The organism is Streptomyces sp. CB00316 (assembly GCF_001905595.1).
GTDB lineage: Bacteria > Actinomycetota > Actinomycetes > Streptomycetales > Streptomycetaceae > Streptomyces.
On the sequence record NZ_LIXI01000006.1, the window covers coordinates 274,052 to 292,874 of the forward strand.

The 18,823-nt window shown below is 69.1% G+C and carries 16 protein-coding genes; 7 read left to right on the top strand and 9 right to left on the bottom strand.

The window, feature by feature from the left end; all coding sequences use genetic code 11:
- Positions 1 to 88 precede the first annotated feature (88 nt).
- From AMK21_RS19525 to AMK21_RS19545, 5 genes are all read left to right on the top strand, one after another.
- Complete coding sequence (locus AMK21_RS19525; protein ID WP_073879621.1) at positions 89 to 1,291, top strand: DUF3631 domain-containing protein; 1,203 nt, start codon at positions 89 to 91, stop codon at positions 1,289 to 1,291.
- Between the two features lie 351 nt (positions 1,292 to 1,642).
- Positions 1,643 to 2,596 (top strand): DUF2637 domain-containing protein, encoded by a 954-nt coding sequence (locus AMK21_RS19530; protein WP_073879623.1) that lies wholly within the window; start codon positions 1,643 to 1,645, stop codon positions 2,594 to 2,596.
- Between the two features lie 252 nt (positions 2,597 to 2,848).
- A complete protein-coding gene (locus AMK21_RS19535; protein ID WP_073879625.1) occupies positions 2,849 to 3,286 on the top strand; it encodes a plasmid mobilization protein in 438 nt (145 codons plus the stop codon).
- Between the two features lie 4 nt (positions 3,287 to 3,290).
- Entirely contained in the window at positions 3,291 to 4,997 is a 1,707-nt protein-coding gene (locus tag AMK21_RS19540; RefSeq protein ID WP_073879627.1) for a mobilization protein, read from the top strand.
- A gap of 187 nt (positions 4,998 to 5,184) precedes the next feature.
- Positions 5,185 to 6,231, top strand: coding sequence for a phosphotransferase (locus AMK21_RS19545; protein ID WP_073879628.1), 1,047 nt, complete (start codon positions 5,185 to 5,187; stop codon positions 6,229 to 6,231).
- On the opposite strand, the gene AMK21_RS19550 is transcribed toward AMK21_RS19545, so the two are convergent.
- The 9 genes from AMK21_RS19550 to AMK21_RS19590 all read right to left on the bottom strand — a co-directional run bounded on the left by AMK21_RS19550 (position 6,228) and on the right by AMK21_RS19590 (position 14,099).
- Entirely contained in the window at positions 6,228 to 7,268 is a 1,041-nt protein-coding gene (locus tag AMK21_RS19550) for a glycosyltransferase (protein WP_107429946.1), read from the bottom strand. The genes AMK21_RS19545 and AMK21_RS19550 overlap by 4 nt on opposite strands.
- Positions 7,265 to 7,879: a hypothetical protein gene (locus AMK21_RS19555; protein ID WP_073879630.1), complete on the bottom strand. Its 615-nt coding sequence runs from the start codon at positions 7,877 to 7,879 to the stop codon at positions 7,265 to 7,267. The genes AMK21_RS19550 and AMK21_RS19555 overlap by 4 nt, the downstream gene beginning before the upstream one ends.
- Complete coding sequence (locus tag AMK21_RS19560) at positions 7,873 to 8,751, bottom strand: PIG-L deacetylase family protein (RefSeq protein WP_073879906.1); 879 nt, start codon at positions 8,749 to 8,751, stop codon at positions 7,873 to 7,875. Before AMK21_RS19560 ends, AMK21_RS19555 begins: the two co-directional genes overlap by 7 nt.
- A 59-nt stretch (positions 8,752 to 8,810) precedes the next feature.
- Positions 8,811 to 9,542: a glycosyltransferase gene (locus AMK21_RS19565; protein WP_073879632.1), complete on the bottom strand. Its 732-nt coding sequence runs from the start codon at positions 9,540 to 9,542 to the stop codon at positions 8,811 to 8,813.
- Positions 9,539 to 10,408 carry an aminoglycoside phosphotransferase family protein gene (locus AMK21_RS19570; RefSeq protein ID WP_234421981.1) on the bottom strand — a complete coding sequence of 290 codons (870 nt, stop codon included), beginning with the start codon at positions 10,406 to 10,408 and terminating at the stop codon, positions 9,539 to 9,541. The genes AMK21_RS19565 and AMK21_RS19570 overlap by 4 nt, the downstream gene beginning before the upstream one ends.
- Before the next feature lie 8 nt (positions 10,409 to 10,416).
- Complete coding sequence (locus tag AMK21_RS19575; protein WP_073879908.1) at positions 10,417 to 11,304, bottom strand: glycosyltransferase family 8 protein; 888 nt, start codon at positions 11,302 to 11,304, stop codon at positions 10,417 to 10,419.
- A 200-nt stretch (positions 11,305 to 11,504) separates the two neighbouring features.
- Positions 11,505 to 11,951, bottom strand: coding sequence for a hypothetical protein (locus AMK21_RS19580; RefSeq protein ID WP_073879910.1), 447 nt, complete (start codon positions 11,949 to 11,951; stop codon positions 11,505 to 11,507).
- Between the two features lie 193 nt (positions 11,952 to 12,144).
- Positions 12,145 to 13,347: a helix-turn-helix domain-containing protein gene (locus AMK21_RS19585; protein WP_073879636.1), complete on the bottom strand. Its 1,203-nt coding sequence runs from the start codon at positions 13,345 to 13,347 to the stop codon at positions 12,145 to 12,147.
- An 89-nt stretch (positions 13,348 to 13,436) separates the two neighbouring features.
- Entirely contained in the window at positions 13,437 to 14,099 is a 663-nt protein-coding gene (locus AMK21_RS19590; RefSeq protein WP_073879638.1) for an HAD family hydrolase, read from the bottom strand.
- 664 nt (positions 14,100 to 14,763) lie between these two features.
- Between AMK21_RS19590 and AMK21_RS19595 the strand changes: the two genes are divergently transcribed.
- Together AMK21_RS19595 and AMK21_RS19600 are read left to right on the top strand one after the other, a co-directional pair.
- Positions 14,764 to 15,408, top strand: coding sequence for an MBL fold metallo-hydrolase (locus AMK21_RS19595; RefSeq protein ID WP_073879640.1), 645 nt, complete (start codon positions 14,764 to 14,766; stop codon positions 15,406 to 15,408).
- 316 nt (positions 15,409 to 15,724) lie between these two features.
- The gene (locus AMK21_RS19600; RefSeq protein ID WP_073879912.1) at positions 15,725 to 18,355 is read left to right on the top strand and encodes an AfsR/SARP family transcriptional regulator; all 2,631 of its coding nucleotides are present in this window, start codon (positions 15,725 to 15,727) and stop codon (positions 18,353 to 18,355) included.
- The last annotated feature ends 468 nt before the right edge of the window (positions 18,356 to 18,823 follow it).

Here is an 18,823-nt window from a genome sequence, read left to right on the forward strand (position 1 = left end):
CGCAAGACCCGAGCGACATCCCTCTCACCCCACCAACACCCCGGCCGGTCAGCGCTCGCCTGCGCGGCCATCAGCGAGGAGCTGCTTCTTGGAATCCCCGACGCCCCTGCCCTCTTCCGATCCCACCGTCTGGCCGCCCGTGGCGGTCCCCGGCCAGCCGACCGTCCCCCCGCCCGCCGCGGACCCCGAGGGCGTAGAGGTCCTCGACCAGCTCCGGGAGGCCATCCGGCGCTACGTCGTGATGCCGAGCGACGAAGCGCTGACCGCGACCACATTGTGGGCGGCGGCGACCCACCTGCAGACGGTGTGGCAGCACGCACCGCGCCTGGCGGTGGTCGGACCGGCGAAGCGGTGCGGGAAGTCGCGGCTGCTCGAGGTTCTGATCGAGGCGGTCCACGAGCCGCTGATCACAGTCAACGCCTCCGCTGCGGCGATCTTCCGGTCGATCGGCGAGGGCGACCCGCCCACGCTCCTGGTGGACGAGGTCGACACCATCTTCGGGAGCGCGAGGGTCGCGGAGAAGAACGAGGAGATGCGCGGCCTGCTCAACGCCGGCCACCAGCGCAACCGGCCGACCCTGCGGGTCTCCGGCCCCAACCACGAGGTGGTCAAGTTCGACACCTTCGCCATGGCTGCCCTCGCCGGCATCGGGGACCTGCCCGACACGATCATGGACCGGTCGGTCGTCATCCGGATGCGCCGCCGAGCCGAGACCGAGAAGGTCAGCTTCTGGCGCTACGGCCGCGACGACCTGGCGGTACGCGAGCTCCGCATACGGCTGGCGGCCTGGCTGGCCTCCGTACGCGAACAGGCACTCACCCTGGAGCCGAAGCTGCCGGTCGAGGACCGCGCCGCCGACACCTGGGCCCCACTGATCAGCGTCGCCGACCTCGCCGGCGGACACTGGCCCCTCCTGGCCCGCACCGCGTGCACCGCCATGACCGACTACGAATCCGGGCGCGACGAGGACGGCGGACTGAAGATCCGCATCCTCGCCGACATCCGACGCGCCTTCGCCACCGAAGGCGACCAGCCGGCACTCCGCACCGGCCGGCTCCTGGAGATCCTCAACCAGGACCAGGAAGCGCCCTGGGCCGAACACAGCCCGAACGGGCTCACCCCGCGCGGCCTGCAGATCCTGCTCCAGGACTACGGCATCAAGTCGGCCAACCGCCGCTTCCCCGGCGGCACCCAGGCCAAGGGCTTCACCCGCGCCCAGTTCACCGACGCCTGGACCCGCTACTGCCCGCCCGAGGCAGCCCCCACCCTCCCGGTCGAGCCCGGCGCCTGACCCTCCCCGACTCGTCCCACCCGTCCCCGCGCAGGTCAGCGCGGGGACGAGTCACCGACCCGCAACGAGTCGACCCGACATCAACGCCCCACCCGTACCTGCCCTGACCAGCGACGGGACGAGTGGGACGAGTCCCCGCCGCCCACGGCCGCCCACACCCCGGCGGCCACGCCCTTCCCCACCCTGGAGACCGCCCCCTTACACTTCCCTGCCCCAAGCGTCCCGGCAGCCATACGCGGCATCCGCGCCGGCATCGCGCGGCTCACCTCGGCCGCCGAGGACGAGACCCTCAACCAGAATGACGATCCTGACGACGCTCGCCGAGCACCCACACCCGCTCGAGGGCGTCGCGTGAGCCGCGCGGGACGCTTCATCCTCGTCCTCGGTCTGGTGGCCGTCGTCCTCATGGCCTTCCGGGTGTCGTGGAACGCACTGTCCGACGTGGCCCGCGCCACCGGCGCCGACTCCACCGCCGCCCTGCTCTACCCGATCGTCGTCGACGGCCTGATGGCCCTCGCGCTGATCGCCACGCTCGTGCTGACCGGCCCCGACCGGACTTTCGCGCTGCGGGTCCTGGCGACCTACACGATCGCCAGCCTCCTGCTGAACTACGTGCACGGCCTCGTCCCGGCCCTGCACACCGACTCGATCCGGTGGGGCCGACTGACCGACTGGGACTATGCGAACTGGGCCCTCGTACTGCTGGCAACCTCACTCCCAGTCGGGTCGATCTACTTCGGCTCGGACCTCGTGGCCAAGGTGCTGCACCACAACCCCGAGTCGGCCGACTCCCCCGAAGCGGCCTCTGCCCAGTCGGCCGGCGACCAGGCCCCACGGTCGACGCCTGACCGGCCCGAATCGGCCTCTGAGCAGCTGACCGAGTCGGCCCCCACGGAGGTCACCGAGGCACCTGCCACGGGGCCGACCGAGGGAGCCGAAGCGGTCCCCGCCACCCGACCGCCTCGACCGCCTCGACCGACCACGGTGGCGGAGTCGACCGAAGCCGCCCCGCGTCGGGCGACCGGTCGGGTCCCCGACGCTGCCAAGCCGACCGCCGACCGCACCCGCACACCCGCCGAAGTCCTCAACAGGGCCCGACTCCTGACCGCCGACTGGAGCGACGACCAGCTGACCGCCGAGCGTCTGCGCCGCGAACTACGGATCGGCCTGCCCCGGGCCCGCGCCTTGCGCGACCAGTTTCAAGCCGAGCGCACCGGCCAGGCCCAGCCCGCCACGGGCGACGGCTCCAAGGCCGCACCACTCGACGGACTGAACGAAGCCGCCTCCCCCGTCGGCACCGGCTGACCCTCACAGAGCCCTGCCCCGCCCTCCGGCGCATCCCGTGTCCCCGTGCAGCCGAGCACGGGGACACGGAGGCCGCACACAACCAAGCACCCAACGGAGAACCGATCCATGCACGACCCGAACCACGAACTCCCCACACCCCAGGAAGAGATGACTGCCGGCCTCAACGGCGCAGCAAGTTGTCGGGTAAGGAGTCCTTACCCGACCTCCGCCCCGGGGGAGGCGGAGGCTTCCGGCGCCGAGGGGGCGCCGATGTCGGCCGGCCCGGGGGAGCCGACTCGGGGAGATGCCAAGCAGTCGCCCACACCGCACCGCCGTCTGCGTGAGCCCACGCTGCGTGAGAAGCGCGTCCACCCGCGCTACAGCCACGCCGAGTTCACTCTCCTCGCCACAGCCGCCGACCTCAGCCAGATGCCGGTCGGCGGCTACGTCGCCGAGACGTCGCTCGCCGCCGCTCGCTCCGATGACCCCACCGCCGCGGTCGCCGACTACCGCGCCATGGTCAAGGCGCTGATGGCCGCCAACGGGCAGCTCGCCAAGATCGGCAACAACCTCAACCAGCTCACCCGCTTCCTCAACCAGGACGCCCCCTGGCCCGAGGCAGACCTCGTATGGCGGCTGCTGCGCCACATCGAGGCGTCAATCACCGACGTGGACATGGCCGTCGCCCAGGTGACCTCGGGACGGTGACCACGTGATACCGAAGATCATCCTCGGCAAGGGCGACCGCGCCACCCGCCGCCTCATCGGCTACCTGTACGGCCCGGGCAGCGCCAACGAGCACACCGACCCGCACCTGGTGGCGTCCTGGAACGGCTTCGCCCCCGACCCCGGCCGCAGCCCCCACCGCAACCCCAGGGATGTCGAGGCCCAGCTCGCCGCGCAGCTCGACCAGCCCGTGAGGATGGTCGGCGACAAGGCACCGGCGACCGCGGTGTGGCACTGCCCGGTCCGGGCCGCGCCCGAGGACCCGACCCTGACCGACACCCAGTGGGCGGACATCGCCCGCCGGATCGTGGCCGCCGCCGGCATCGCCCCCGAAGGTGACGAGGAAGCCTGCCGCTGGGTCGCCGTCCGGCACGCCGACGACCACATCCACATCGCCGCCACCCTCGTACGCCAGGACGGCCGCCGCCCCCGCCGCGACCACGACATCCGCGCCGTCCAGCGCGAAGCCCGCAAGATCGAGATCGACTTCGGCCTCCGCCGCCTCAACCCGGGCGACGGCACCGCCGCCAAACGACCTACCAGCAGGGAGCACTTCAAGGCCAGGCGCCAGGGCCAGGACACCACGACCCGCGAGATCCTGCGCATGCGCGTACGCCGCGCGGTGGCCGCCGCGTCCAGCGAGACCGAGTTTTTCGCGCTCCTTGAGGTGACCGGCGTGAGCGTGCGCCCCAAGAGCGGACCGTCCGGCGACGTCCTCGGCTACAGCGTCGCCCTGCCCGGCGACCTCAACATGCACAGCGAACCGGTCTGGTTCTCCGGCTCCACCCTCGCCGGCGATCTCTCCCTGCCCAAGATCCGCCACCGCCTCACCGCCACCGGCCCCGAACCGATATCCGCCCGGCCGGCCGACCCCTGGCACCAGGCCACCGCCGCCACCGAACGTATCCCCCACCACCTGACCCACAGCAGCGACCACATCGCCCAAGGCCAGCTCGTCGCCCTCGGCGGAGCACTCGACCTGCTGCCGCTCACCGCACCGGCCGAGGCGAAGCGGGAACTCGATCGGGCCGCCGCCGTTTTTGAGCGCGCCACCCGCTCCCGCATCACCGCCGACCTCGACAGCGCCCGCGTCCTGCGCCGCAGCGTCCAGACCATCCTGCGCACCCCCACCGCCACGGGCGACGGGGCGGGGCTGGCGATGCTGCTGGACGCCGCCCTTATCGCCGTGGCCTTCGCAAGGCACTGGCACCGCACGCACCAGCACGCCCAGCAGGAGGCAGCAGCCCAGCAGGCACTCGTTCATCTCCAGACCGCGTACGCACACGTCGCCGTTCCCGTCCTGGACGACCTCGCCCGCCGCACGCCCGGCATCCAGACCAAGCACCGCTACGCCCGCCACCTCCAGCAGGCCGTCCCCGAGCACGCCGACCGCATCCTGAAGGACCCCGCCTGGGACGCCCTCGCCACCGCCCTCGCCGACGCGGAAACAGCCGGCCACAACCCAGCTGCGGTCCTCGACCAGGCTCTCGGTCAGCGCACCCTCGACGACGCCCGCAACCCCGCCCGCACCCTGACCTGGCGCATCCACCGACTCGGCCAACGCCACACCCCCAGCGCCCGCGCCCAGGCAGCCATGGCCCGCAGCACCACACGGCTCCCCAACAACCCAATCCCCCCAGCGGGGGTCACACCGGCTGCTCCACAGCAGTCGCCACACGTGCGGCGGCGTTGATCGACCCACGTGTTCCCCGAGGGAACAGCGGAGCGTTCCCTCGGGGAACACCCCGTGCGTTCCGTGAGGGAACAAGGCGAAGCCGTTCAGTTTCTGAACAAGATGGCCGCCCCGGACACGAGGTCCCACCGGGAGAGGCCAGTGATCCTTGTGCGTCTGAGCGGCCGACTCCCGTATCGTCGCCTGGGTGACCGACGCGAATGTGGCGGACAGGACGCACCTCCCCGCAGATGATCTGGCCGACCTGATCGGGGCCTTCGACATCGGTGAAGTGCTGGATCGGCAGCACTTGGCCGATGGCCTCATGAACGTGAACTGGCGGCTGGACACCCGGGTCGGGAGGTTCGCCCTCAAGCGGGTCACGGACGTGCCGCTCGATCGACTGCGTCGCAACCTCGCAGTCCTTCCCGTCCTGGCTTCGTACGGCGTCCCCGTATGCGCCCCGCTCCCCACCGTGGACGGCGCTGTGAACGCCGAGGTCCGTGGTGGCGTCTACTGCCTCTTTCCCTGGTCGACCGGGGAGCACGTTCGCGGAACCGACCTGTCGCAGGCGCAGACGTCCGAGCTCGGTGTGCACCTCGCGGGACTCCATACGGCACTCGGCCGCGCTGTCGATGAGGCCGGGATGCCCGCCGTGCCGCCATCGGTCACCGCTGAGGCGACCGAGGCCGGACGAGCTGTCCAGAAGGCCGACCGGCTTGCCGGAGCCGTGTCGGCCCGAGGTGCGGGAGACGCATTCGACAGGGCTGCGGGTGCTGCCCTCGAAGAGCGCAAGATCCTCCTCGACAAGCACGCTCACCTGCGCCCCGAGGGAGACACCCCCGCAGGCCCGCACGGCTGGACCCACGGTGACTTCCAGTACCGGAACCTCCTCTGGACGGACGGCGAGCTGACCGCCGTCCTGGACTGGGACCGGCTGGACATCCGCCCGTACGCGGAGGAGGTCGTCCGTACCGCGCAGGTGCAGTTCGGTGTGGAGGGCGTCTTCGACCTGGAGCGGGTGTCGGCCTTCGTGAGCGGCTACCGGTCGGTGGTCCCGTTGGAGCCGGCCGCGCTGCTCGACGCCGCGCGGCGCCTGTGGTGGAAGCGGATGACGGACTTCTGGCAGCTCGAATTTCACTACGACCGGGGCGACCGCTCCTGCGACGACTTGTTCATCGCCGACGAGGCGCTCCTTCACTGGTGGACGGAGCGGCTCGACGAGGTGGAGCGAACGTTCGTCGGCGCTCTCTAGAACCCAAGCTCACGGAGCTCCGGCAGGCACGGGCGGGTGAACCGCGCCGCTCTGGTCCGAGCTCGCTCCCCCAGGGCTTCAGGTTCGATGTCTCGGATCGCTCGTGCCCACGCCTCGGGGCCAGCGGTGGGGGGCAGGACGATCCCGGCGTCACCGATGGCTTCGGGGATGCCGCCCCGATCGGTACCGATGCTCGGTACGCCGTGCAGGGCGGCCTCGACGATCACTCGGGGGAAGGCGTCTTCCACGGTGGACGGGACCAGCAGCAGTCGGTGGCTGCGGTACAGCGGCTCCATGTCGTACACGCGGGGCACGTACGTGACGTTCGGATAGGCCGCGAAGTCGGCTGAGGTGTCCCACCAGCCTTCGACGAGCGTGAAGCGCTGCTTCGGCATGAGACGGATGAGCTGGTGCAGGAGCTGCGAGCCCTTGGCGGGGATGGGGTTGATCATGAGTACGGCCCGGGTGCGCTCCGTGTCCGTGGCCGGTCGTGGGCGGGCGAACGGCGGGTACACGACGCCGATGCGGGTGCCGGTTGTGTGGGGTGCTCGATTGCGGACGAACTTCGACACGGCAAGGCCGTAGTGGGGGCGGCCGGCGAGCACGCCCAGGCCGGTGGCGGAGACCGAGTGCAGCAGGCCGGCGACGAGTGCGGTCGGCCTGGCCAGCGCCGCCAGCCGCGCTGAGCCTTCCTGGGCGGTGAACACGATGTCGGGGCGGAGAGCTCTCAAGAGGCCGCCGGAAACGTGCTCCACGTTGTTCTGCATCAATGCCGAGCAGTCGACCCCGTTCCACTGGTAGAGCAGGGCTCCTTCTGCCTCGTCGTACGGGACGCGATGGGCGTCCAGGTGGGCGCGCATGCCGGGGAGCTGGGTGGCTCCGTTCCAGGGGGCCTCGTGCGAGCCGAGGTAGGAGACGTGCCAGCCGGCGGCGGCGAGTTCTTCGGCGAGGAGTTGCTGGGTGACCTCGGCGCCGCCGATGAGGAAGGGGGCGGGGTGCGGCGCCAGGCGAAGAGTGCGGTGGGCATCGGCGGTCACCTCGCCCAGAAGGTGACGAGGGCTTCCACGGCCTGGGCGACTTCGTCCGGTCCGGCGTCGGCGGCCAGGACCGTGAGCTCTCGCGTTACGGGCCGCCGGGGCGCGTGGACGAAGTAGTCGCGGGCGTGGTCAAGGAAGCCTGGCTCGTGGAGGAAGTACTCGGACTCGGCGGCGGTGTGGCCGGCGTTCTTGCGGCGGAGGTGGAGCGTCTCCGCCGGTACGTCGAGGTAGAGGGTGCGGTCCGGGCGCAGGAAAGGGAGCTTCTTGAGCCGGTCGCGGAGCTGGTGGTGGACGCCGTACCGGAATAGTGCGTCCAGGGCGTACGCGTGGGCGAGGAGGGTGTCCACCGAGCGGTCGAGGATGACGAGCGTCCTGCCGTTCGCGGCGGCTTCGGCGACCCGGGTGGCCTCGATCTCCATGAACCGCTCGAAGGCGGCGAGTTGGGCTGCCGCGGAGTCGGTGCGGGCCGGAGGGATGTCGTCGCGGTGGGCGATGTGCTTGACGTAGCAGTGGGAGACGAAGGCTCGGGCTCCGAGGGCGGTGTGGCGGAGGTGACGAATCGCCGTGGATTTCCCGGCGTAGGAGGGCCCTTCCAAGGCGATGATCAGCACGTCGGCTCCGTTCGGTAGAAGCGTTCGGCGTAGAAGCCGGTGGAGTCGACGAGGTCGGCCGCCGTGGTGAAGGCGTGCCGGATCGGGCGGTACATCTTCCGGGCCGGGTGCATCTGCGAGCCGTGCATCCTCAGGACGGTGACCTTGTCCAGGACGACGTCGGTGATGTCGACCAGCTCGGGCCGCATCGTCGCCCCCGTACGCGTACGGAAGAGCTGCTGGTCGCAGCCGACGAGCGCGTACGTCGCCCAGAAGGCGAGGTCCTCCCAGAACCAGGTGCACCCGAGGCGGACAGCTGCCTCGTGGACGAGGAGGTGGTCGGGGTGGCGGGTGACGGTGGCGGGCGCAAGAAGTTCGGCGCCGAGGTGAGCGGCGGCGATCCGGCGGAGCTCGTCGGTGATCTGGTCGAGCACCTGTGGGTCGTAGGTCCGGTACGGGGGCTCGGCGTCCTTGTGGCCGAGGAGGTGCCGGCGGGCGGCGAACAGTGCGAGCGCGGCGGCGCCTTCGCGGTCGCGCAGCTCGGACACCGTGTCGACGTCGGTGTACGTGGCTTCCAGGGCGGGGTGGACACTCCGGGACCTGGTGAAGACGGTGGCCACGGTCAGCGGTCGGGGGTGGGCCAGGAAGGTGCCCGAGGCGGAGAGGGCGAAGTCGTCGTGGTGGGGTTCGATGACGACGACCGGGCGGCCGGAGGGGCTGCGGGCCTCGATGTAGTACGGGACGCGGGTGTGAGGTGCGGTCACCTTCAGGACGCGGTGGTCGTGGGTCCGGTGGCGGGCGGCGAGCTGCTGGTTGTGCGTCTGGTGGGCGCGGTGGAGGTCGTCGGGGAAGGTGTAGATGCCGTGCCCGTCCGGAACCGGCAGGTCGGCCAGAGGCTGGGGCTGGGGCTGGGGCTGGGGCTGGGGCTGGGGCTGCACAGGAGTCTCCTTCGTCATCGCACGGTCGTCTCGTACCAGTGGCGCCACATGCGGGGCGACCGGAGGCGCAGGCGGGCGGTCACGGGGTTCTGCCACCAGAGCATCCGAAGGCTCGACCACTGGTCGTAGCGGCGGGTCGACGGGCGTACGCGCAGTTCGTCGAGGATCGTCACCGGCCGGCCCGTGGCCTGGCCGTGGTCGGTGAGGCGGGCGAAGAACTCCACGTCCTCGCTCATGAACAGGTCGTCCCGGTACCCGCCGACGTGGTGGAAGGCGTCGGCGGTGCAGAACTGGTTGACGCCCTGGGCTCCGCCGCGCCGGGTGCGGTGGTGGTCCCAGTAAGCGCACAGGAGGCGGGCGCCGAGGCGTTCGGGCGTGTAGAGCGGCGGGATGGCGCCGCCGATGGCCCCGTCGTCCATGGCGGCAGCAGCGGCGGTGACCGCCTCCAGGGGCAGCGCCACGTCCGCGTCGGTGAAGAAGAGGCGTCCGCTGCGGGCGGCGCTCGCTCCGGTGTTGCGTACCCGGCCGATATTGCGGACGGCTTCGCTGACGACGCGGACGCCGAAGGAGGCGGCCATGTCGGCGGTGGCGTCGGTGCTGGCGTTGTCGACGACGATCACCTCCCCCGTGCGGCCGGTGACCTCCTCCCAGCGGGCGAGGGAGACGAGGACGGAGGGCAGATAGCGAGGCAGGTAGGCGGCCTCGTTGAAGGCCGGGATCACTACCGACAGGGCAGGGGTGCTCATCGGTACGTCCTTTCCGGACGGGAAGTGCGGAAGAGATGAGGGGTCCGCCTGCTGAGGTGATCCAGGCGACCAGCCCAGAGGGCGCGGTCGTCGCCCGGGGAGGAATGGGCCCAAGAGCGCGTGGTGTGGAAGACAGCCCATGCGGCCAGCAGGTGGTGGTCGAGGGCGAGGGGGTAGGCGTCGGTGACCGTGCGGGCCCGGAGGGTCGAGAGGGCGTCGGTCATGACCAAGGTCTGGGCCACGTCGGATTCGCGGGGGCCGGCTGCGGCGTCGGTGAAGTCGACCAGGTGGCGAACGGCCCGGGTGCCGGCGATCACGATGTTGTCGCCGTGCAGGTCGCCATGGCACCACACGGGCGCCGTGTGGGCGGCGTCGGCGATGACGGCCAGGGCGGGCGCGATGCGGTCCAGGCCACTGGGCGGACAGCGGCGGCCGAGTGAGGTGACCTGCTCGTAGATTGGTCGACGTGGCGCGAACGACTGGACGGGGGCCCGGTGCAGGCGGCCGAGCAGGCCGGCCAGGTCTTTCAGGGCTCGTTCCTCGGAGATCCGGCCGGAGCGCATGGCGCTGCCGAGGGTGAGTGGACCGAGGTCGGTGGTGATGAGGGCGGTTGCCTCGTGACCGGGGATGTGGCCGTATCCGACGACGGTCGGCACGGCGACATGGTCGGCCACGGCCCGGATTGCCGCGCTCTCCGTGATCGCATTGCGGCGGGCGGTGGCCGCATACAGCTTGATCACGACGCTCCGACCGTCGGCCAGTCCCGCCCGGTACACGGCCGTGCGCGAGCGTGCGGACAGGCGACGTGCGGTGCGGGCCGGTGCTCCGGTCAGGGCGATAGCGGCGCGCGAGACGGCAGGCGGCATCCCCGCCGTCACCGCACACCTACCGGTTCCACGCCGACGGCGCCGAGACGACGCACGTGTCGCAGGGTGCGCATCAGGTGTCGGCGGTACTCGACGACATCTTCCGTGACGGGGCAGTCGGCCTGCCACGGCTTCTCGGGACCGACGAAGTGAACGAGGGCGGCGGCCGGATCGGGCTTCGGCGACCGCGCGACGACCCGTCGTACCCAGTTCCCGCGCTCAAGGAACCGGCCGGCCTCGAACCGGTTGAAGCCTCCGGCCACCGGCCGCACCCGGCCGGATCGCAGGAGCCACAGGTTCAGGGCGTCCTGGTCGTTGTGGAGGATGTGGCGCCGGGCGTGGATCAGGGCCTGCTCGACGCCTCGGCGGATGCGGGGCATGTGGTCGGTGTGGGTCCAAAGCACGCCTGCATTGAAGTAGGGACGTCCGCGCAGGTGAGGCCAGCGCTCGGCGGCTCCGGGCAGCGCCGGGCACTCGCCGACGGCCGGGTTGAACTCGTCGCGCACGGCGCCGGTCTCGTACGGCCCGAGGGAGCCCAGCGGGTCGGTGAGATCTCCGCGTACGAGGACGTCGGCGTCCACGTAGATCAGGTAGGGCTTGCGGACGAAGTCCGAGGTGAACTCGAACCGTAGGTAGGTGGTGAGGGTGATGTAGGAGGCGTCGGCCATGCGGGAGGTCCGCAGCGGGGAGCAGTGGCGGAGGTCGAAGGAGCCGAAGCCGACTCGCTTGGCGAAGTCGGAGAGGAGGAGGGCCTGGGCACGGGTGAGGTCGAGGGTGAGCACTCGCACGGCGCCGTTGCGGCGGGAGGCCGGGGTGAGGCTGTCGGCCAGGCCGCCGAGGGTGGCGAGGCCGGGGACAAGGTACTGCTGGTCGATGCAGAGGCCGAACGCGTGCACGGGGGCTTCGCCTTCCGTACGTGGTGCGCGGACATGACGGAGGGCTCGACGGCTGCCGAGGGAGTCGGTCTCCCAGTAGGGACCGCCGCCGGTCGGCGGTCGAAGCACCCACACGGTGCCGCCGGCTCGGACGTCGGTGACGATCGCCCGCCGCCCGCTTCCGTCCCTGACAAGGTCACCGACCCACGCCCGCTCCCCAGTCACGAGGTGCCTGCCTCGGGCGAATCGCCGTGCGGAGCCCACCCGGAGGCCGTGTCCGCAATGTCGCGGCGTCGACGACGCTGGCCGGGAGTACGACGGACTGGCGAGGCGCCCGAGGCATCCACGAGGAATCCGCCCCGTTCACGGATGAGGACGCCGAGTCTGGCGAACTGGGCCGCGTCGGCAGCGACGTGGGTGAGAGCGCTAACGACGATGCCCCGGATCATCCCGGCGGCGAGGGCGGACGTGACGGCCTGCCAGCCGGGCCGTTCCGTGAGCGGCAGCACCGGGTCGAAGTCGGACCAGGCGCCGGCCACGTGCCAGTGGCGAGCGTCGGCGTAGTAGCGGCCCCGCTCCTCACCCTCACGGATGGCGGTGGAGGTGGTGGCGCAGGCGTAGACGGCGATGGGCACGTGCCCGAGGCCGCCGGGCGGGTTGATCGGCATGCCCACAAGGCTGCTGCGCTCCCGTGCCTGGGCCCAGGCACGGCCCGTGACGTCGAGGGAAGTCCGTACCTGGTTGCTGTGCCACGCCCCGTGGCAGCGGGAGAGAGCTCGCGCCGGGGCGTGCAACGACCCGTAGCGATCGGGCTGGTGGCAGCCCTACGACTACTACGGACGGTTGCAGCACTGACGAGGGTCAGCGCACCCCGAGAGGAACGCCCGCGGAGTCGGCGAGCCCTCGCAGCCGGTTGACAGACACACCGGCGAGCCGACTGATGATGACGCCGGGGAGCATCTGATGGCGCACCCATCCCGGGGCCATGGTGCAGACGGCTTGGAGCGTGTCGGCGGCGGCATCCCAGCGCCGGCATTCGACCTGGGTGAGGGCGACGTCCAGGCCGTAGCGGGCGCGGGTGGCCAGGGGGACGGTGTCGTCCAGGCGGACGGTGTCCATGAGCCGCAGCGCTCCGGCCGTATCGCCGAGCGCCACGGCGATGCTCATGGCCTGTGTGGCGGCGTACATCGGTCCGTACGGCTGGGCGTGGAAGCCGCGGGCGTGTTCGTCCCCTATGCGGGCGGCGACGGCATGGGCCTGGGAGAGGTACTCACGGGCGTTGTCGGCGTTCGCGCCGCCCCTGGAAGCGGCGACGGCGGCGTTCGTGACGAGCTGCCCGTACACGCTCAACCGGTCCGGGTCGTGCTCGCTCATCTTGGGTTCGATCCGGTCGGCCTGGGCGGCGGCGAGGAGGAACCCCTGCTTCGTACGGCCGTCGCGGAGGTTGACCCACGCGGTCGTGGCGGCGAGGTGGGCGTCACGCAGATCGTCGCCGCCCTGCGCGGCGATCTGGCGTCCGTACGTCAGAGCCGCATACGCGAGGTCACGGGAACCGAGCACGTTGGCGGCCATGCCCGCGGTCTGGAAGGTGTCGATCAGGACGCTGGCAGCGGCCTCCCGATCGGTGGCGCCGGCCGCGTCGAACCTGGCCCGCGCCTCGGGAAGCAGCCGACCCAGGAGCGTGCCGAGCTCGGTGTACCGGCCTCCCCAGTAAGCGGCGTCCGCACGACGGACGACGGCACGGAGCTCTTCGACGGTGCCCGGCTCGACATCGGCTGGGATGCCGATGGCGGCGTCATGGGTGGCCGCGGAGACCAAGCGCAGAGCGGCCCGCTCGTCACGGTCCATGGACCGTCGTGGCGCCTGCTGGCCGAGGAGCACGGCGATGTCCGTACCGAGCGAGTCTGCGATCGACAGCAGGGACGGCAGGGAAGCCGTCCCGCCGCGTTCGAGCTTGCGGACCACGCCGACGGACACGCCGGCCGCCTCCGCTAACTGCTCCTGCGTCATCCGGCCGCGCAGCGCCTTCAGGCGCTCAGAGGTGGTGTACTCCGACCACTGCATGATCTAGAACCTCCGCGTGATGGCCCCCACACGGACAGTACTGGCAGGAACGGCGGAGCCGACAGCCTTTGATCAGACTGCAGTTGGACTCACGCGGCGAGCACCGCCGTGACACCGAGAAGGGCCTCCAGCTCAGCCACGGCCGTGTCCTCGTCCGTGACATGGACGGTGGCGATGCCCAGATCGGCAGCCGGCGGAAGGTTCACCGCGTGATCGTCCACGAAGACGCACCGCTCGGCGGGCAGCCCGATGCGCTCCAGGGCGAGTTCGTAGATCGCTGGATCGGGCTTGGCCATCCCGACCAGCTCGGACACGACGTGCACGTCGAACAGGTCCCAGATGCCAATGTGTTCGTACGGGTTGAATGGGTCGAGGCCGAAGCTGTTGGACAGCAGGGCGAGCCGGTGACCGGCTTCGCGCGCGGCACGCGCGAGCGCGACCATCCGGCGGGCCGCCGGCACGTTGGCCCAGGCCCGCCCCATTAGGTTCACCGGATCCACGTGCGCACCCAACAGGGCTGCCGTGCCCTCGTTCCACTCGGCCTGCCCGATCTCGCCGATCTCCAGAGCCGCGTACAGACGCCGGCCCTCAGGATGATCGTTGAGAGTGCCGCGCCACGCGCCCGAAGCCAGTCCTTCCGACACGCACCAGGCTCGGTGAACATCGATCGGGCTGGCGGTAAGCACCCCGGCGAAGTCGAGGATCAGACCGCGCTGCTCATCCCCGTCGGCGGTGACCATGCTGTACGACATGCGGTATCCGTCCCTACGCGATTAGTCTCATGGGGACGCTATCGCGCACCGAAACGTCTTAGAGAGCGCTGAGTCGGGGATCAGCCGTCAAGGACGCTTGTTGTCGCACAGTTCAAGCAGGTCGCAATGATGTCGCCGGCACTCTCGCCGTTCGGCGTCGCTGGCAGCTGGGTCCCCGCCCTGCGCCCGCTCAGATGAAGTGGTCGCGGGTCCTGCGGTCGTGGGTGTACCGCATCGCACCAATGTCTGTCCCGGACGCCCTCGCCTCCGTCACGCGGCGGGCACTGCCAAAGGACCTCTCAGGCCCCGACAGCGCCACGCCACCGGGGCTCCAGCCGACGCCGCCCTGTGGATCGAGCTCTGCCCTGGTGATGACCCCGACGTGGAAACGGCGGGTGAATCGTTGTGACTGGCCTTCATCGCCGCGTTGCAAGCGTACGCCGCACCCTGATCCTGCGGGACGTCCTCGGTTTCTCCGCCCCGCGAAGCAGGCGGACGAGAAGCCGCGCGGTCGGGGCACCAGTTCCCATAATCCGTCAGAAGCCATCCGTGCGCAGATCAGCACTCACGACCGCTCATGATGCCGAATCAGCCGTACGCCACAAATGAGCCATTCTATTTAAGTCACACCGGACCCACTCGCCTGATCATCTATGATCAAAACATGACAGCATACACAGGTGCAGCCCCAGGGGTTCGCAAGCTTTCCAGACTGACCATCAGGAAGGTCTCCGTAGGACGTGGTGACAACAACTGTTATCTGCTGCAGTGCCATTCGACCGGGCAACAGTTGATGATCGACGCAGCGAATGAACCAGAAGTCTTGCTCGATTTCTGCGATCGTCGCTTGGACGCTGTCGTGACCACTCATCAACATTGGGACCACTGGGAGCATGCCCTTGCAGCAGTAGTTGAGGCCACAGGCGCCACGACTTTCGCCGGCGAGCCTGATGTACCGGGTATCGCTGTACCCACTGACGTTCCGTTGCACGACGGCGACATCGTAACCTGTGGCGCGTTCGAGTTGAGGGCAATACGGCTGACCGGCCACACCCCGGGGAGCGTTGCGTTGCTGTACGACGACCCGGACGGTCATCCACACCTCTTCACCGGTGACTCACTGTTCCCTGGAGGGTTGGGAAACACTTTCGGTGACGCCCACGCATTCGCCTCCCTCTTCGAGGATGTCGAGGGAAAAATCTTCAATAATTTGCCCGACGAGACGTGGGTTTACCCGGGACACGGCCGGGACACAACACTCGGCACGGAACGGCCTTCACTCGCCGAATGGCGGGCACGCGGCTGGTAGGCGCTCCTCACATTTCGAGGAACACTGGGGCACCGTGAGACCATTGCCCGGAAGATGACCGGACCCTCGGCAGAGCCCTTCTCCTGGTAGCCCCCTTTGAGATTATCTGTCGAAGGCAGGTTCAATGAGATTTCTGGTGCTCGGACACCTGGACATACGAGCGTCTGAGCGTCAGCTCCCCCCGCTCCGCCCCCGCCACGCGCGATTCCTGACGCGTCTGCTGCTGAGCCCGAACGCATTCGTGTCAATCGGTGCGCTCGCAGAGGCTCTCTGGGACGGTGCGCCGCCCGCATCAGCGGAACGGCAGGTCCAGAACGTGGCGTCGCAACTGCGTCAGGCGTGGGTGGGGGCCGGCGTGACCGAGGCAAATGAGGTCATCCGAACCGGTCGGGCCGGATACACCCTCGCCGTTGATCTGGAGCATATAGATCTCCACGTCTTTCGCGGTCTGGTCGCCCAAGCCAGCAATCATACCAAGACTGGCGATCCACACGAGGCTGCCGGAAAACTGCGGCAGGCGCTAGCCCTATGGCGTGCACATGCCTTCGCCGGCATCGACAGTCAGGTCATCCAGGGAAACGCCGTTCTTATCAACGAGGAACGGCCAGCAGCCTGGGAAGAATGCATGCGACTGGAGCTGCAGGTTGGCCTTCACGGTCGCGCGGTAACCGAGCTAGCCGCACTGGTCGCTGAATTTCCATTCCGCGAGCAACTCGCCGGACTTTTTATGACGGCACTGTACCGTACAGGCCAGCAGACGGCCGCACTGCAGACCTATCAGCAGGCACGCGCCCGGCTGAATGACGAGTTGGGCATCGATCCCGGCCCCGCATTGCAAGAGCTCCACAAGAGAATCCTGCAAAGCGATCCGACCCTATTGGGGCCAACGGCAGAAGAGGCGATCACAGTCGCTGCGCCTCCCGTCAACACAAAGCACTCACCGCCGATACCGAGCCAGATTCCTCCCGCAGACGGCTCTTTCACTGGGCGACAAGAGGAATTGACCCTGCTCTCGCAACACTGCGGGGAGGCACAGGTACTCGCAGTCGCTGGCGTGGCCGGCATGGGCAAGACGTCGCTTGTCGTGCAGTGGGCGCATCAGGTCCGGAACAACTTCCCTGACGGCCACATATTTGTCGACCTGCTCGGGCACAGCGCGGATGAGAGTCGCTCGGCAGGAAGCGTGCTCGAACACATCCTGGAGAGCCTGAACCTACCGCCGCAGAAGGTACCCGGCTCGCTAGAGAAGCGAATTGCCTTGTACCGCTCGATCGTGGCCGACAAGAAGCTACTGATCATTTTGGACAATGTTGGCACAATCGATCAAGTTCTGCCGGCCGTGCCGCCCAGCGGCCGCTCGCAACTGGTGGTTACCAGCCGCAACAACCTTGCAGCCCTCCACACCCATGTCGCGGTCAGGGGACTGGCCCTTGGCGGACTCGGCCGAATGGAAAGCCGTTCCATCCTCACAAGAGCCACGGACGAGTCACCGGAAAGCCTCAGTGCGGCGCTGGAGAGCCTGCTGGATCTGTGCGACGGGATGCCGCTGGCACTGCGTATCCTCGCCGCCCGGATGATCGCGGACCGCTCCATGACGGTCAATCAGCTAGCTGCCGACCTGTCTCGCGACGGTGCGCCGCTCGACGGGTTCACCATCGATGGCGACACGCGCAGTGTCCGCTCAGTTCTGGCCAACACCTACGCAACGTTGTCAGCGGATGACGCACGGCTCTTTCGACTGCTGGCGATTCACCCCGGGCGCCGGGTGCGGGCGGAGTCAGCGGCGGCAATCGCGGCGGTTCCGCTGTCGGCCGCGCGGCGCAGCCTCACCAACCTGATCGCGCTGCACCTGCTCACCAAGACCGGCGACCACTACCTGGCCATGCACGACCTGGTCCGATCCTTCGCCGCGGAACGCCTGGATGCCCAGGCCCGAGACGACCTGCCGGCCAAAGCTCTTGATCGTCTCTTGAGCTGGTATCTGTCAGTGGCTGCCATGGCCAACGGCGTATTGCGGCCCGATCGCGACGCTTTCGCCGACCGGGGAGCGCTGATGGAGACCTTCATCGGACAGTTCGCCAAGGATGTCGACGCCATCAAGTTCCTCGACCAGGAGAGAGAGAACCTGGCACCGGTCACTGCTGTCGCGGTCCGCCACGACATCGACCGGGCAGTGGAGCTGCTCTATCACCTGCACAGCTACTTCCTCCGAACCGGCTTCTCCACCGCTGACGTGGACGCCTGGAAGCAGTGCGGGGAGAAGGCCCACAGGATCCACGATCCGCTGCTCCGGGCCCACCTGCACCATGCACTCGGCGGTGCGCTCGTGGTCACGCATGAGCTCGACGTCGCGATCGAGCACCTCCTCCTGGCGGCCGAGCTCCATGAGCGGGAAGGGCAGCCGGGCGGCGCCGCCGGCTCGCGTCTCGGCCTTGGTTTCGCCTACGAGTTGCAGGGCCGATACCACGACGCGCTGGCCGAGCACGAGTTGGCACTCGGTCTCGCCGAGGCAGCACAGAACACCACGCTCATCGTGCACGCACTCAACAACTCGGCGGACGCGTTGATGGCCCTCGGCGACATCGAAGCGGGGCTGGAACGGCTGCAAGCCGGACAGGAACTTGCCCGGGAACATGGCCTCCGGCACCACGAGGCTGCGATTCTCAGCAGCATCGGTGCGCTGTTCATCCGCAAGCGGGACTATCCGGAGGCCCTGGCGCACTTGCACGAAGGACTTGCGCTGATGCGGAAATCCGGGTTCCGGACGGCCGAGGCGGACACCCTCGCCCGCATTGGGCATGCGGTTCTCGGCTCCGGCGACCATGCCGTTGCAGTCGAGTGGTTCCGCAAGGCCCAGGACGTCTACCGCCAGAACAACGACGTGACGGGCGAGGCGGAGATGGAGCGCCTGGTCGGTGACCTGGACGGCGATCGTCAGCCGGCGTGAATTTACTTCTCATGGCTTCGCCCGATCGTCTGCATGCCTCGCTGAACGCCCGTCCGCTCTGGTCAGCACCGGTGGATGAAAAGTGGATGAAGGCGCGATGCAAGCTCAGACGAAGCTAAGCGATGACGGACCGAGAGGGCGGAGCGTGATGGGGAATCCATCACCTTATGCCTGATTCGTTCGATCGCGCATGATTCGGGCATTTTCGAGAGGAGAAAGTCATGGAGCAGGTTGCGGAGATCATCGAGATCATCGAGTCCCTCGACGAGTCCGAGGACGGCCTGGACGCGCTGACGTCCGTGCAGGCGGGCGAGACCTGGACCTGACAGGCCCGAAAAACCCAGGCACTGCTAACACGGGAAGGAGGAGCACCGCGATGGAGCAGGTTACGGAGATCATCGAGGTCATCGAGTCTCTCGACGAGACCGAGGACGGCCTGGACGCGCTGACGTCCGTGCAGGCGGGCGA

What these genes read in the sequence shown, in the direction of transcription:
- AMK21_RS19535 (WP_073879625.1), top strand. Translation starts at nt 2,849, where the DNA reads ATGTCGGCCGGCCCGGGGGAGCCGACTCGGGGAGATGCCAAGCAGTCG.
- AMK21_RS19565 (WP_073879632.1), bottom strand. Translation starts at nt 9,542, where the DNA reads ATGAGCACCCCTGCCCTGTCGGTAGTGATCCCGGCCTTCAACGAGGCC.
- AMK21_RS19570 (WP_234421981.1), bottom strand. Translation starts at nt 10,408, where the DNA reads ATGCCGCCTGCCGTCTCGCGCGCCGCTATCGCCCTGACCGGAGCACCG.
- AMK21_RS19580 (WP_073879910.1), bottom strand. Translation starts at nt 11,951, where the DNA reads ATGCCGATCAACCCGCCCGGCGGCCTCGGGCACGTGCCCATCGCCGTC.
- AMK21_RS19585 (WP_073879636.1), bottom strand. Translation starts at nt 13,347, where the DNA reads ATGCAGTGGTCGGAGTACACCACCTCTGAGCGCCTGAAGGCGCTGCGC.
- AMK21_RS19590 (WP_073879638.1), bottom strand. Translation starts at nt 14,099, where the DNA reads ATGTCGTACAGCATGGTCACCGCCGACGGGGATGAGCAGCGCGGTCTG.
- AMK21_RS19595 (WP_073879640.1), top strand. Translation starts at nt 14,764, where the DNA reads ATGACAGCATACACAGGTGCAGCCCCAGGGGTTCGCAAGCTTTCCAGA.